Here is a 13,170-nt window from a genome sequence, read left to right on the forward strand (position 1 = left end):
TCGGCTAGACGGCGCGGACGACGCGCCCGCCCGTGGCCGCCTCCGCCGCCGCGACCGCGCTGTTGAGCGACACCTCGCCCAGGAGGCCGGGCGCCGCCACCGCGTCACCCGCCAGGTAGACGCCGTCGCCCCGGTCCACGGCCGGGCGGTCCCGCCACGTGTACCCCGGCAGGTCCAGCGCGCCCGTGCGCCCGCGTGCCACCTGGTCGCGCCGCCACGTCACCCGCTCCCGCCACCCCGGCAGGGACAGGTCCAGGAACCGCTCCAGCCGCTCGGTGACCCGCGCCCGGGACTCGCCCGGCCGCACCGGCAGCTGCGCCTGGACCAGCTCCTCGCCCCCGGGGGCGAGCGTGCGGTCCACCAGCGAGTAGCGCTCCAGGAAGCCGCACTCGTCGGCGTCGAAGACGATGAAGGGGTCCCGGCCGCGCCGCAGCCCCAGGTCCACCATGAGGGCGTGCCCGCTCTCCCACTCCAGCGAGTCGTCGCCGAGCAGCGCACGGGCCGAGGCCAGCGATGTCGCGACGATGACCGGGGTGCCCGGGAGCGCGTCCACCCGCTCGCCGGTCCCCACGCGCACCCCCATCTCCCGGGCCCGTCCGGCCAACTTCTCCACCAGCGAGGACCAGCCGCCGACCAGGTACTTCGGTGAGGGCCAGCCGGGGTCGGTGACCCGCAGGAACCGCTCCCAGACGAACGCGGCCGACAACCGCGACGGGTCGGAGTCGAACAGCGCCACGCCCATCATGTTCGCGGCCACGCGCGCGGGCTCCGCGCCGAGCGCCTCCCGCGCCCACGAACCGAAGTCCCGGTCGTGCGGCGCGCGCAGCCGCCGCCGCGGGGCGGCCCGGAGCAGGGAGACCGGCGGCGCTCCCACACGCCCCCGGTCGCGCACGCGCACCCGGGGCACGGCGCGCGCGGGGAAGGGCAGGTACGGCGGGAGCAGGTCGCGCCCGGCCAGCCACGCGAACAGCGGGCCGTCGCCGTAGAGCACGTGCGGCCCCTCGTTGGCGGTGTACGGCGGTTCGGTGGAGCGCGCCCGCCCGCCCAGGGTCCGGTGCGCCTCCAACAGGGTGACGTTCGCGCCCCTCTCGGCGCTGGCGACGGCCGCGGTCAGTCCGGCGAGCCCACCGCCCACAACGGTGATGTCCATACCGCTAGGACGGTTCGGGCGACCGCAGACGTGACATCTTGTCGGGGTTGGCCACCAGGTACACGTGCCGCACACGGCCCTCGGCGATGTCCAGGGACAGCAGCGCGACCACCCTGTCCCCGACGGAGACGACCGCCGCCGGACCGCCGTTGACCTCGGTGACCGCCGAACTCAGCTCCTCCGCGCCGTCCAGGCCCGCGGAGACGAGGAAGCGCTCCGCGTTGCGCGGCCGCGCCAGCACGGACAGGAACCGGCCGACCTTCGCCGCGCCCTCCAGGATCCGATGGGGCGCCCTGGTCCGGCCGCCGCTGTCGCTGACCAGCGTGACGTCGTCGGCCAGCAGACCGGTCAGCCCCTCCAGGTCGCCCTCCAGACAGGCTCCCAGGAAGCGCTCGGTGATCCGCCGCCGCACGGCCCGATCGGCCTCGAACCGGGGGCGCCTGTCGCGTACGTGGTCGCGCGCCCGCCGGGCGAGCTGGCGGGTGGCGGCCTCCTCCCGGCTGATCACCGCGCCGATCTCGGCATAGGGCATCTGGAAGGCCTCGCGCAGCACGAAGACGGCGCGCTCCAGCGGGCTGAGCGTCTCCAGGACCACCAGCAGCGCGAACTCCACCGAGTCCGCGAGTTCGGCCTGCTCGGCCCCGCCGGGGATGTCGCTGACCGGCTCGGGCAGCCAGTCGCCCACGTAGGACTCCCGCCGGGACCGGGCGCTGCGCAGCCGGTCGATGGCCAGCCGGGAGGTGACGGTGACCAGGTAGGCGCGCGGGTCCTCCACTGCGGCCGGGTCGACGGAGGACCAGCGCAGCCAGGCCTCCTGGACGGCGTCCTCCGCGTCGGAGGCGCTGCCGAGGATGCGGTAGGCGACACCGGTCAGCAGGGGGCGGTGCTCTTCGAAGACGTCGGTGGTCATGGAAGGCAGACGTACCAGCTCCGGCCGTACGTGACATCCTCCGGGCGCGGAACGGACCCTCCCTCCCGGCGGGCGCGGCGGCCGGGCCGGCGCGGGGAGGTTTCGCGGGCACACCCTCCCCGAGGGCGCGGAGGAGCGGTGGTTGTAGCGTGGCGCGGTCAGAGCGCGCAAGAGGAGGAGGCAGCGGCCGTGTACCGACTGCGTGAGTGGGAGCCGGGGGACGCCGACCGGGTGCTGGAGGCCTTCTCCGAGCCGGAGCTGGCCTGGCAGTCGCCCGAGGTCCCCCGCACCCCGGAACTGGCCGCCGCGTGGATCGACCGGCAGCGCGTCCGTGCGGAGGAGGGCGCGGCCTTCGGTTTCGCGGTCGTCGGGGACGACGGGCCGGTGCTGGGACACGTCCAGGTCACCGTGACCAGCAGAGCCCACGACACCGGCTGGGTGTCCTACTGGACCCTGGCCGAGGCGCGGGGCCGGGGCGTGGCCACGGCCGGGACGCTGCTGGTGAGCGAGTACGCCTTCGCCGAGGCGGGCCTGTTCCGGCTGGAGCTGGGGCACCGGCTGAACAACCCGGGGTCGTGCCTGGTGGCCCGCCGGTCCGGGTTCCGTCCCGAGGGGATCGAACGGGGCAAGCTGCGCTACGGCGCGGAGCGCTTCGACACTGGCGCGCACGCCCGGCTGGTCACCGATCCGGTGGAGGGCGTCGATCCGCGGCCCTGCGCTTCCTGAGCACCGCGTCCACGCCCCGGACACAGGAACGCGGGGCGCGGCGTGCGCCGTGCCCCGCGTCCACCCCCACAGAAGGTCGTACGCAAGAGGTTCGTCGGGTCGACAGGTTGTTAGTCCTCGACGGAGATGCCGGAGGTGCTGTCGCCGGAGAGCACGTTGCAGTCGCCGCCCAGCTCGACGCCGTCGAAGGCCAGCACGTCGGCGCAGATCGGCACGGTGACGTTCTGGATCTCGGCGTTGTTGTCGGCGGCGGCGGTGCCGGACATGGCGCCCAGGGCGAGGCCGGTGGCGAGGATGAGGCCGGAGACGGAGGCGAAGCGCTTCATGGTGTTGGTCCTTTTCGGTTCGTGGTGTGATCGTTGGTGCTGACGGGACCCGCAGGTTCCGCGGTGAGGAGCCGGGCGCGAGGGCGGGCCGGTCCTAGTCCTCGACCGAGATGCCGCTCGTGGAGTCCCAGTTGACGACGTTGCAGTCGCTGCCGCTGAAGCCGGAGGCCGCGAGGACGTCCAGGCAGACCGGGATCGTGATGTTCTGGATCTCGGCGTTGTTGTCCGCGGCGGCGGTCCCGGTGAAGGCACCGAACGCGAGGCCGGTGGCGAGGACGAATCCGGAAACCTTGGCAATACGGGACATGCTTCTTACCTTTCGGAAGTTCAAAACAGGGTGGCTGCATCCGCCGGAATTAACTTAGCGTAGTCACGGACGTGCTCGGAGTACTTTCAGGGAAGAATCCAGAGTTTCCCTGGAGTTTCTTCGGCTTCGGGGTAGACATGCCGGACATATCGCCGCTTCGCCAGGTGAAGGTTTTACCCAACCGAAAGCAGGGCCAGCGGCGATGTCCGTCGAATGCATCGGAACCCGTATTTGTCCGACATCGGGCGTAGGAAAAGGGTCCGCACGGCTGACCGTGCGGACCCTTTTCCCGGCTGCGGGACTACCAGCCCTGCTGCTGCCCGTAACCCGGGTACTGCTGCCCGTACCCGGGCTGCTGGCCGTACCCCGGCTGCTGCCCGTACCCGGGGTACTGCTGCTGGTCGTAGCCCGGGTACTGCTGCTGCTGGCCGTAGCCGGGCTGCTGGCCGTACCCCGCGTACGGGTCCTGCGGCTGCGCGCCCGTCGGCGGGTGCGGGTATGCGTGCTGCTGGCCCGAGGGCTCCTGATGGTGCTGCGGCTCGGCCTTGGCGGCGTCGTCCTTCTTGCCGTCGGGGTCCGGACGGAAGATGAACAGGCGGGCGGGCTTGTCACCCTCGTCGCCCGGGGTGATCAGGTCCAGCCGCCACCCGGCCTCCTCGATCCCCTCCAGGATGCGCGTCAGCCCGGGGCGCAGCTTGCTGGAGGCCTCGTCGTAGGCGTTCACCTCCAACTGGATGATGAACATCCGGCGCTTCTGCTGCGCGGCGACCTTGGCGTGCTCGACGACCGTGCTGTCCCTCACGACCTGCGTGACGCTCATGAATAACCGTACCCATCTGCTCTGCGTGGAGCTTGCCGTACTCGTCGGGCTGACACCCGGTCATCCGCGTCCACCGTGGCGGGACTCCGCCGGGCTCCGCAACCATCATGCCCCCTGGAGGAGCATCTGGCCACAGAGAGCCGGAGGCACCCCCTCAGGAGGAGGCGGCAGCGGCGCGCACGGCCTCGGCGACGGGTGTCTCCCCGTTCACCAGGTTGAGAACCCTGCCGACCGTTCCCGGTTCGTCCAGAAGGGCGACGATCACCGAGGCCACGTCGTCACGGGACACCGTGGCGCGCTCGACCTCCCCGCCCAGCTCCACCCGGCCGGTGCCCGGGTCGTCGGTCAGCCCGCCCGGGCGCAGGATCGTCCAGTCCAGCTCCAGGTCGCGCTCGCGCAGGTCGGCGTCGGCGGCCCGCTTGGCCTCCACGTACGCCGCCCACACGTCGTCCGTGCCCTCCGGCACGGGTTCGTCCACGCCGATGGCCGACACCTGGACCAGGCGGCGCGCGCCCGCCAGGGAGGCCGCGTCGGCGGTCAGCACGGCGGCCTTGTGGTCGACGGTCGCCTTGCGGGCGGCGCCGCTGCCCGGGCCCGCGCCCGCGGCGAACACGACGGCGTCCGCGTTCATGAGCTTCTCCGCCAGCTCGGTGACGGTGGCCTTCTCCAGGTCGATCACGACCGGTTCGGCACCGGCGTCGCGGACGTCCTGGGCGTGGTCGGGGTTGCGGACGAGGGAGACGGGCTCATCACCTCGGTCGGCCAGCTGCCTGGCCAGCCGCAGCGCGATCTTCCCGTGTCCTCCGGCGATGACGATACGCATGGGGCAGAGCGTACGCCCCCGCTGCGCGGTCGGCGGGCCAGCGTCCCTGTCCGCCGTGTCACACCCGGCCGCCGGATGCGCCCGGGCCCCGCACCCGGCGGGGCCCGGGCACGGCCCTACTCCACCCTCCAGGTGTCCCCGCTGGCCAGCAGGGCGGCCAGCTCGCCGTCGCCGCGCTCGGCCCGCGCGTCGGCCACCTGCTCGTTCACCAGCTCGTCGTAGGCCGGGCGGCGCACGTCCCGCAGCACCCCGATCGGCACGTGCTCGAACGCGGGCTGGTCCAGGCGCGACAGCGCGAACGCGTACCCCGGGTCCTCCCGGTGCGCGTCGTGCCGCAGCAGCCGGTCCTCTCCCACCGAGTCCACGTCCACGACCTCCAGGCCGCCGAACCCCCCGGCAACCACGCCCCGGTCCGGGCCCAGCCGCAGCGGCTCGCCGTGCTCCAGGCGCAGCAGCCGCACGTCCCGCGCCGCCGGGTCCTTCAGCGGCTCGAACGCGTCGTCGTTGAAGATCGGGCAGTTCTGGTAGATCTCCACGAACGACGCGCCGGGGTGGTCGGCCGCCGCCCGCAGCACCGACGTGAGGTGCTTGCGGTCGGAGTCGATCGTGCGGGCCACGAACGTGGCCTCCGCGCCCAGCGCCAGCGACAGCGGGTTGAACGGGTGGTCCAGCGACCCCACCGGCGAGGACTTGGTGATCTTGCCCGGCTCGGAGGTGGGGGAGTACTGGCCCTTGGTCAGCCCGTAGATCCGGTTGTTGAACAGCAGGATGTTGATGTTGACGTTGCGGCGCAGCGCGTGGACGAGGTGGTTGCCGCCGATGGACAGCCCGTCGCCGTCACCGGTCACCACCCACACCGACAGGTCCGGGCGGCTCGTGGCCAGCCCGGTCGCGATCGCCGGGGCGCGCCCGTGGATCGAGTGCATACCGTACGTGCTCAGGTAGTACGGGAACCGCGAGGAGCAGCCGATGCCCGACACCATCACCACGTTCTCGCGCGGCACGCCCAGCTCGGGCAGGAAGGACTGGAAGGCGGCCAGGATCGCGTAGTCGCCGCAGCCCGGGCACCAGCGCACCTCCTGGTCGGACTTGAAGTCCTTCATCCTGTACTCGGTGTCGGTCCTGGGCACCAGGCGCAGCCCGCCCAGGGCCTCCGGGGCCCCGTGGACGTGGCCGTTCGCGCCGGCACCCGTCACGTTCTCAGTCACGGTCGATGACCTCCTGAAGCACGCCCGCGAGCTCCTCGGCCTTGAAGGGCAGGCCGCGGACCTTGTTGTAGCCGATGACGTCGACCAGGTACCTGCCGCGCAGCAGCAGGGACAGCTGGCCCAGGTTGATCTCGGGGACCACCACCCGCTCGTACCGGTGGAGCACCGTGCCGAGGTTGGCCGGGAACGGGTTGAGGTGGCGCAGGTGCGCCTGGGCCACCCGGCCGCCCGCGCGGCGCACGCGGCGCACCGCCGCGGTGATCGACCCGTACGTGCCGCCCCAGCCCAGGACCAGCACGTCCGCCTCCCCGCCGGGGTCGTCCACCGCCAGCTCGGGGACGTCGCGGGCGATCGCGTCGATCTTGGCCTGGCGCGTGCGCACCATCAGGTCGTGGTTGGCCGGCGTGTACGAGATGTCGCCGCTCTGCGCGTGCTTCTCGATACCGCCGATCCGGTGCTCCAGCCCCGCCGTGCCCGGCACCGCCCACGGGCGGGCCAGCGTCTCCTCGTCGCGCAGGTAGGGCAGGAAGGTCCCGCCCGGCCCGTTGGGCCCGGTCGCGAACGCCGGGTCGATCCGCGGCAGCTCCGAGACCTCCGGCAGCCGCCACGGCTCCGAACCGTTGGCCAGGTACCCGTCGGAGAGCACCACCACCGGCGTGCGGTAGCGCACCGCGATCCGCACGGCCTCCAGCGCGGCGTCGAAGCAGTCCGCGGGGGAGGCGGGCGCCACCACGGGCACCGGCGACTCGCCGTTGCGCCCGTACAGCGCCATGAGCAGGTCGGTCTGCTCGGTCTTGGTGGGCATGCCGGTGCTCGGACCGGCCCGCTGCACGTCCACGATGACCAGCGGCAGCTCGGTCATCACCGCCAGCCCCACCGTCTCCTGCTTGAGCACCATGCCCGGACCCGAGGTGGTGGTCACGCCCAGGGAGCCGCCGAAGGCCGCGCCCAGGGCGGCGCCCACGCCGGAGATCTCGTCCTCGGCCTGGAACGTGCGCACCCCGAACCGCTTGTGCCGCGACAGCTCGTGCAGGATGTCCGACGCCGGGGTGATCGGGTACGAGCCCAGGAACAGGGGCAGCCCCGACCGCTCGGACCCGGCGATCAGCCCGTAGGCGGTGGCCAGGTTGCCGGTGATGTTGCGGTAGGTGCCCGCCGGGAGCCGCGCGGGCTTGATCTCGTAGGAGACCGCGAAGTCCTCGGTGGTCTCGCCGAAGTTCCACCCCGCCTGGAACGCGGTCAGGTTCGCGGCCAGGATGTCGGGCTTGGCGGCGAACTTCGACTTCAGGAACGAGGTCGTCCCCTCCGTCGGCCGGTTGTACATCCACGACAGCAGGCCCAGGGCGAACATGTTCTTGGCCCGCTGCGCGTCCTTCTTGGAGATGTCGGCGCCGGAGAGCGCCTCCACCGTCATGGAGGTCAGCGGCACCGCGCTCACCTTGAACCCGTCCAGCGTCCCGTCCGTCAGCGGGTCGGCCGTGTACCCGACCTTGGCCAGGCTGCGCTTGGTGAACTCGTCGGTGTTGACGATCACGGTGGCGCCCCGGGGCAGGTCGCCCAGGTTGGCCTTGAGGGCCGCGGGGTTCATCGCCACCAGCACGTCCGGTGCGTCCCCCGGGGTCATGATGTCGTGGTCGGCGAAGTGCAGCTGGAAGCTGGACACCCCGGGCAGGGTTCCGGCGGGAGCGCGGATCTCCGCGGGGAAGTTCGGCAGCGTGGACAGGTCGTTGCCGAACGACGCCGTCTCCTGTGTGAAGCGGTCACCGGTCAGCTGCATGCCGTCGCCGGAGTCCCCGGCGAAGCGGATGATGACGCGGTCGAGCTGTTCGATCTGTTTGGCCACTGAGATCGACGACCTCCTTGGTGAGCCGCCGGTCGTGACGGGCGGCGGCGCTCGGGTGTCGCCCCCGACCGGACCGCACCGTCGCGGGCCGGGTGCCTGGTTCGGGGACGTGGGGACAGCGTTCGCGGCCCTCGCGATCGCCGGATGCGCCAACCCGGTCTCGCGCGGTGCGGCCGCGCCGCGACGGCCGGGTCGTGAAGGGGCCAGCCTTCAACGACACGGCCGCCCGCGCGCCGGACCGAGGGGGTGGAGTCCCGACGGCCTGGTACGCGCAGTGATGAGGGCCACGTTCGCACTATAAGTCGTCGGGGGCGCCGAGACCGCGGGCGGGTGGCCATTGTCACACGGAGGGGATTCGGAGGGGTGTGGCCGTGGACGAAGGTGCGGATGGTGCGGGGGAGACAGCAGGTGAGAGGGAGATCAGTGATGCCTCGGACGTTCGTCCCGTAACGGGAACGCGAAGCGGCGACCCGCACGTTTGCCACCATGTACGCATTCATCGTCGGCTGAGCGAGGAGGTGGTGGCGTGCACGCCAGCGTGGCCCGCGCGGCCGGTCTGTTCGTCGGCGCCGCGGTGCTCGTCGTCCTCGTCGGCTGGCTGTGCGGAGCGGAGAAGGGCGTCCAGTTCTCGGTGGCCCTGGTGCTGTGCGCCGGGGTCCTGGTCTACCTCTTCGGGGAGTCCCTGGCGCTGCGCGCGATGCGTGCGCGGCCGGTGAGCGAGATCGAGCGCCCCGAGCTGTACCGGATCGTCCGCGAGCTGGCCACGGCCGCCCGGCAGCCGATGCCCCGCCTCTACCTGTCGCCGGTGCGCTCGCCCAACGCCTTCGCCACCGGCAGCAGCCCGCGCCGCGCCTCCCTGTGCTGCACCACGGGGCTGCTGCGCACGCTGGACGAGCGCGAGCTGCGCGGCGTGATCGCCCACGAGCTGGCGCACATCCGGGCCAACGACACGCTGATCAGCTCGGTGGCCGCCACCCTGACCGCGGTGATCACGGCGACGACCGCCATCGCCCTCCTGGTCCCGCTGGGGGACTCCGAGGAGAGCGACATGCCCACCCTGCTGGGCGGCCTGATGACGGTGCTGCTGGCGCCGCTCGCGGCCATGGTCGTCTACTGCGGGGTGGGGCGCCGGCGCGAGTTCCGGGCCGACGAGCAGGCCGCGCGGCTGACCGGCGACCCGCTAGCGCTGGCCGACGCCCTGCGCAAGCTGGAGGTGGGCGCGCTCCGGTACCCGCTGCCCCGGGAGCGCAGCCTGCTGGCCTCGGCGCACCTGATGACCACCAACCCGTTCCCGAACGGTGTGGGCCGCCTGTTCGCCGCGCACCCGCCGACGGCGGAGCGCGTCCGGCGCCTGCGGGAGCTGCGCCGCAGCTGGGACCTGGGCCACTGAGGCCGTCCCGGCGGACCCGCGGGGCGGCCCCGACCGCGCCGGTGCGGTGGGACGGCGACGGCCGCCCTCCCCCTCGGGGACGGGCGGCCGTCGTGTCCTCGCCGTCGGCTACGCCTGCCGGTCCGCCACCGCTAGCGGTAGTTGACGAACTGGAGCGCCAGGTCGAATTCCTTCTCCTTGATGAGGTTCTGGACGTTCTGGAGGTCGTCCTTCTTCTTGGAGCTGACGCGCAGCTCGTCGCCCTGGATCTGGGCCTTGACGCCCTTGGGGCCCTCGTCGCGGATCAGCTTGGAGATCTTCTTGGCGTCCTCGGAGGTGATGCCCTCCTTGAGGCCGACGGGAAGGCGGTACTCCTTGCCCGAGAGCCGGGGCTCGTCGGCGGGGTCCAGGATCTTCAGGGAGAGCTTGCGCTTGACCAGCTTCTCCTTGAAGACGTCCAGGGCGGCGTTGACCCGCTCCTCGGAGTTGCCCCGGACCTCGATCCCTTCCTCGCCCTGCCAGGCGATGGTGGTCCCGGTGCCCTTGAAGTCGAACCGCTGGGCCAGCTCCTTGGCGGTCTGGTTCAGCGCGTTGTCGACCTCCTGACGGTCGAGTTTGGACACGACGTCGAAACTGGATTCGGCGGCCACGTTCGCTCACACCCCGCTAGGTCTTCATGGGTCGCGGGCGCCCGTGGACGCCCGCGTGGGTTCTCGTCGGCGCGCGGTTACCCCGCGCGGACGGTCCTCAGAGCTTAGCCGCGCGCCGATCGGACGCCCGACGTGCCCGGTCGGGGCGCGCCCGAACAACCGATTTCAGGTTCGGGCGGATCATCCGCTATTCTCGGTGATGCGCCGCGACGAACACGTCGCCGCAGCCCAGGCAGGTTGCCCGAGCGGCCAATGGGAGCGGACTGTAAATCCGTCGGCTTAGCCTTCCAAGGTTCGAATCCTTGACCTGCCACACTGGGGAAACGCCCCGGTGACCAGCACGAACACTGGTCACCGGGGCGTTTCGCGTTCCCGGTCCCTCACGGCTGTTCACGGAACAGTCCCGGAACGCTCTCAGGCCGCGATTCCGGGTGTGCCGCCGCTCACCCGGGTAACCCGCTCGTCCCCGTGCCCGTCCCGACGGCCCGTGCCCGTCCCGGCACCCGCGCGGCCGTCGTCCGCCGGGGCCGTCCGGGTTCCTCGCGCGGTGCCCCTGGCGCGCCTCCGTCCCGACGCGGGCGCGTCGCCCCACAGTGGGGGAGACGCGGGTCACATTCCCGTCGCTCCTCCGGTGCTCGGAGGGTGTTCCGGGCCCCGTGCGGCGCTGTTTTCCGGATTCGGCCGATCGCGGATCCATCGCGTTCGGGACACGGGCGGATAACGCGGATGTTCGCTCTCCCGTCAGGGGCGTCGCGAGCGCGCCTCGTGCCCGGGTGGGCGCTGACCTGCGGTTTCGCTGTCGGTCTCGGAGGGCTGGCGCGGGGAACCCGTCCCGTCTGCGCGGATGGCGGGTGGTGTGTCCGCTTCGCCGGTCTGGACCCGTCTTGGCACGGCGTCGGCCCTTTGGGCGTGTCGAGCGGAAAGAAAGCCAATGCGGCCATTCGCGGTCAGTGCGAAAAGAATGGTCGCGACAATCTGGACAAAATGCTTCGCGAGTTTCGGCGTTGACAAAAACCGGGGGCCGGATGATGATTGCCCCAGTCCACCGCGACACAGGTGCAACAAGCGCCTGAGTCTTTTTCTGTCAATACCTCGTAACCGATTCTCGGGGGAAGTCATGTTCAAGAAGATGGCCGCTGCTGGCCTGGTCGCCGGTGCCGCGATGGGCGCGCTCCTCATGGGAGCCCCGGCTCACGCCAGTGGTTCGCACGGTGGTGACCAGCAGTTCAACCAGAACCTCCAGCTGGTCCCGATCCAGTCCTGCAACCTGGAGGCCAGCGTCGGCCTCGTTGCGGTGAACATCCCGATCCTGTCGCCGCAGACCACGGGCGACTGCACCAACGGCCCCGTCGGCACCAACATCAGCTAGTTCCGGCAATACGTCTGCACAAGACGCTATCTCAAACTTTCTCGAAGGGTAATTCAATGCTGCGTAAGCTCGGTATTGCCGGCCTCGTCGCTGGTGCCGCATTCGGTGTCGTCCTCGCCGGTTCCCCGGCCTCCGCCAGCGGCTCGCACGGCGGCGACCAGCAGTACAACCAGAACCTGCAGGCCATCCCGGTCTCGCTGTGCAACACCGAGGCCGTCGTCGGCCTGGTCGCGGTGAACATCCCCGTCCTGTCGCCGCAGACCACGGGTGACTGCACCAACGGTCCCGTCAGCACCAACATCGACTAGGAGGTCCCGACATGCTGCGCAAGCTCACCACGGCCACTGCCGTCGCCGGGATCGCCCTGGGCGCCATCCTGGCCGCCTCGCCCGCCTCCGCGGGTGCCGCGCACGGTTCGCACGGCGGCGACCAGCAGTACAACCAGAACCTCCAGCTGGTTCCGGTCCAGCTCTGCAACACCGAGCTGGTCGTCGGCCTCCTGGCCGGCGTCAACGTGCCGGTCCTGTCGCCGCAGACCACGGGTGACTGCATCAACGGCCCGGTCAGCACCAACATCGATTAGGGGACGGCCCATGCTGCGCAAGTTCACGGCGGCCACCGCCATCGCCGGTGTCGCCCTGGGCGCGCTGCTCGCCTCCTCGCCCGTGTTCGCCAGCTCCCACGGCGGCGGCCAGCAGTTCAACCAGAACCTCCAGTTGGTTCCGGTCCAGATCTGCAACGCCGAACTGTCCGTGGGAGTGGCCGGGGTCAACGTGCCCATCCTGTCGCCACAGACGACGGGTGACTGCATCAACGGCCCCGCCACCACCAACGTCCAGCACGACAGCTCCGAGAGCCACGACAGCGGCGACTCGGAGGGTCACAAGGACGAGGGTGAGAACGGGCGCGACGGGTACTAGCCACCTTCGGGTGGCGGGGTCCCCGATCCCGCAGTGACGGAAAACGCGAGTGGTTCGTCGAGGCCCTCCGGCAGCCTGCCGGAGGGCCTTGTCGCAGGTAGGACATCCGAGGGAACCGACGTGGGGGGAGATGCCTGATGAGGCGCACGGTCCTGACGGGAGCGGTACTGCTGTTGGCCGCCACCGGCTGCGGGGAGCAGTTGAGCGTGCCGGACCCTCCCGCGGCCACGAGTGCTCCGGAGACGGAGCAGAGCCCGCAGGGGGAGACCGCCGGACCGCAGGAGCAGGCCAGTCCGCGGGAGACGCAGCCCACTCCGCAGGAGGACAGCAACCAGAGCAGCGGGACCTTCGTCCTCAACCGGTACGGGAACGAGAACGGGTTCGACGACCAGACCCCCACCGAGTACGTGGCCACGGAGTTCACCACCTTCACCGACATGGAGTGGGGCACGTGGGCGGACGAGGTCGCGCGCGGCGAGGGAGGGGTCAAGGGGACCTGGTGCATGCAGGAGGGGTGCCAGGACGACCCCTACGAGGTCGAGGTCGAGCTGGGCGACCCGGTGGACGTCGACGGCACCATGTACTTCTCCACGTACACGATCACCGACTTCGGCGAGGAGATGTCGGAGGAGATGATCGGGAAGCTGCAGGAGGTCGACAGAGGAACCCTGACGCTGCCCGCATCCGAGTGATCCGGACCGGGCGCCGGGAACAGGCCGCCGCGTCCGGTGGAGGTGAGCTTCGCCTCC

At 71.3% G+C, this 13,170-nt stretch carries 16 protein-coding genes and 1 tRNA gene; 8 read left to right on the plus strand and 9 right to left on the minus strand.

Going from position 1 to position 13,170, the window contains the following annotated elements:
- Nucleotides 1-4 precede the first annotated feature (4 nt).
- Nucleotides 5-1,150, minus strand: a complete 1,146-nt coding sequence (locus tag AC0VX6_RS02955) for an FAD-dependent oxidoreductase (protein WP_475467341.1) — start codon at nt 1,148-1,150, stop codon at nt 5-7.
- 4 nt (nt 1,151-1,154) lie between these two features.
- Nucleotides 1,155-2,060 (minus strand): RNA polymerase sigma factor SigJ, encoded by a 906-nt coding sequence (sigJ, locus tag AC0VX6_RS02960; RefSeq protein WP_274976111.1) that lies wholly within the window; start codon nt 2,058-2,060, stop codon nt 1,155-1,157.
- Nucleotides 2,061-2,249: 189 nt separating this feature from the next.
- Here sigJ and AC0VX6_RS02965 point away from each other — a divergent pair, with 189 nt between their 5' ends.
- Nucleotides 2,250-2,786 carry a GNAT family N-acetyltransferase gene (locus tag AC0VX6_RS02965; RefSeq protein WP_475467342.1) on the plus strand — a complete coding sequence of 179 codons (537 nt, stop codon included), beginning with the start codon at nt 2,250-2,252 and terminating at the stop codon, nt 2,784-2,786.
- 110 nt (nt 2,787-2,896) lie between these two features.
- On the opposite strand, the gene AC0VX6_RS02970 is transcribed toward AC0VX6_RS02965, so the two are convergent.
- The 6 genes from AC0VX6_RS02970 to AC0VX6_RS02995 all read right to left on the minus strand — a co-directional run bounded on the left by AC0VX6_RS02970 (nt 2,897) and on the right by AC0VX6_RS02995 (nt 8,113).
- Nucleotides 2,897-3,112, minus strand: coding sequence for a hypothetical protein (locus AC0VX6_RS02970; protein WP_274976113.1), 216 nt, complete (start codon nt 3,110-3,112; stop codon nt 2,897-2,899).
- A 94-nt stretch (nt 3,113-3,206) separates the two neighbouring features.
- The gene (locus AC0VX6_RS02975; protein ID WP_274976114.1) at nt 3,207-3,419 is read right to left on the minus strand and encodes a hypothetical protein; all 213 of its coding nucleotides are present in this window, start codon (nt 3,417-3,419) and stop codon (nt 3,207-3,209) included.
- A 301-nt stretch (nt 3,420-3,720) separates the two neighbouring features.
- Nucleotides 3,721-4,239 (minus strand): hypothetical protein, encoded by a 519-nt coding sequence (locus AC0VX6_RS02980; RefSeq protein WP_274976115.1) that lies wholly within the window; start codon nt 4,237-4,239, stop codon nt 3,721-3,723.
- Nucleotides 4,240-4,393: 154 nt separating this feature from the next.
- Complete coding sequence (locus tag AC0VX6_RS02985; RefSeq protein WP_475467343.1) at nt 4,394-5,062, minus strand: SDR family oxidoreductase; 669 nt, start codon at nt 5,060-5,062, stop codon at nt 4,394-4,396.
- Between the two features lie 116 nt (nt 5,063-5,178).
- On the minus strand, nt 5,179-6,270 hold the full coding sequence (locus AC0VX6_RS02990; protein WP_274976117.1) for a 2-oxoacid:ferredoxin oxidoreductase subunit beta: 1,092 nt from the start codon (nt 6,268-6,270) through the stop codon (nt 5,179-5,181).
- Nucleotides 6,263-8,113 carry a 2-oxoacid:acceptor oxidoreductase subunit alpha gene (locus AC0VX6_RS02995; RefSeq protein ID WP_274976118.1) on the minus strand — a complete coding sequence of 617 codons (1,851 nt, stop codon included), beginning with the start codon at nt 8,111-8,113 and terminating at the stop codon, nt 6,263-6,265. Before AC0VX6_RS02995 ends, AC0VX6_RS02990 begins: the two co-directional genes overlap by 8 nt.
- 526 nt (nt 8,114-8,639) lie before the next feature.
- Here AC0VX6_RS02995 and AC0VX6_RS03000 point away from each other — a divergent pair.
- The gene (locus AC0VX6_RS03000) at nt 8,640-9,503 is read left to right on the plus strand and encodes a M48 family metalloprotease (RefSeq protein WP_274976119.1); all 864 of its coding nucleotides are present in this window, start codon (nt 8,640-8,642) and stop codon (nt 9,501-9,503) included.
- Nucleotides 9,504-9,634: 131 nt separating this feature from the next.
- Here the strand turns inward: AC0VX6_RS03000 and AC0VX6_RS03005 are convergent, their stop codons facing one another.
- Nucleotides 9,635-10,132, minus strand: coding sequence for a YajQ family cyclic di-GMP-binding protein (locus AC0VX6_RS03005; RefSeq protein WP_475467344.1), 498 nt, complete (start codon nt 10,130-10,132; stop codon nt 9,635-9,637).
- Nucleotides 10,133-10,363: 231 nt separating this feature from the next.
- On the opposite strand from AC0VX6_RS03005, the gene AC0VX6_RS03010 reads away from it, so the two are divergent.
- The 6 genes from AC0VX6_RS03010 to AC0VX6_RS03035 all read left to right on the plus strand — a co-directional run bounded on the left by AC0VX6_RS03010 (nt 10,364) and on the right by AC0VX6_RS03035 (nt 13,113).
- A tRNA-Tyr gene (locus AC0VX6_RS03010) sits at nt 10,364-10,445 on the plus strand.
- Nucleotides 10,446-11,249: 804 nt separating this feature from the next.
- Nucleotides 11,250-11,501, plus strand: a complete 252-nt coding sequence (locus tag AC0VX6_RS03015) for a hypothetical protein (RefSeq protein ID WP_047870990.1) — start codon at nt 11,250-11,252, stop codon at nt 11,499-11,501.
- Nucleotides 11,502-11,557: 56 nt separating this feature from the next.
- Nucleotides 11,558-11,809 (plus strand): hypothetical protein, encoded by a 252-nt coding sequence (locus AC0VX6_RS03020; RefSeq protein WP_274976121.1) that lies wholly within the window; start codon nt 11,558-11,560, stop codon nt 11,807-11,809.
- 11 nt (nt 11,810-11,820) lie between these two features.
- Entirely contained in the window at nt 11,821-12,084 is a 264-nt protein-coding gene (locus AC0VX6_RS03025) for a hypothetical protein (protein WP_274976122.1), read from the plus strand.
- A gap of 10 nt (nt 12,085-12,094) precedes the next feature.
- The gene (locus tag AC0VX6_RS03030; protein ID WP_274976123.1) at nt 12,095-12,421 is read left to right on the plus strand and encodes a hypothetical protein; all 327 of its coding nucleotides are present in this window, start codon (nt 12,095-12,097) and stop codon (nt 12,419-12,421) included.
- Between the two features lie 137 nt (nt 12,422-12,558).
- The gene (locus tag AC0VX6_RS03035; RefSeq protein WP_475467345.1) at nt 12,559-13,113 is read left to right on the plus strand and encodes a hypothetical protein; all 555 of its coding nucleotides are present in this window, start codon (nt 12,559-12,561) and stop codon (nt 13,111-13,113) included.
- Nucleotides 13,114-13,170 lie beyond the last annotated feature (57 nt).

This window comes from Nocardiopsis sp. iso_25 (genome assembly GCF_056173305.1).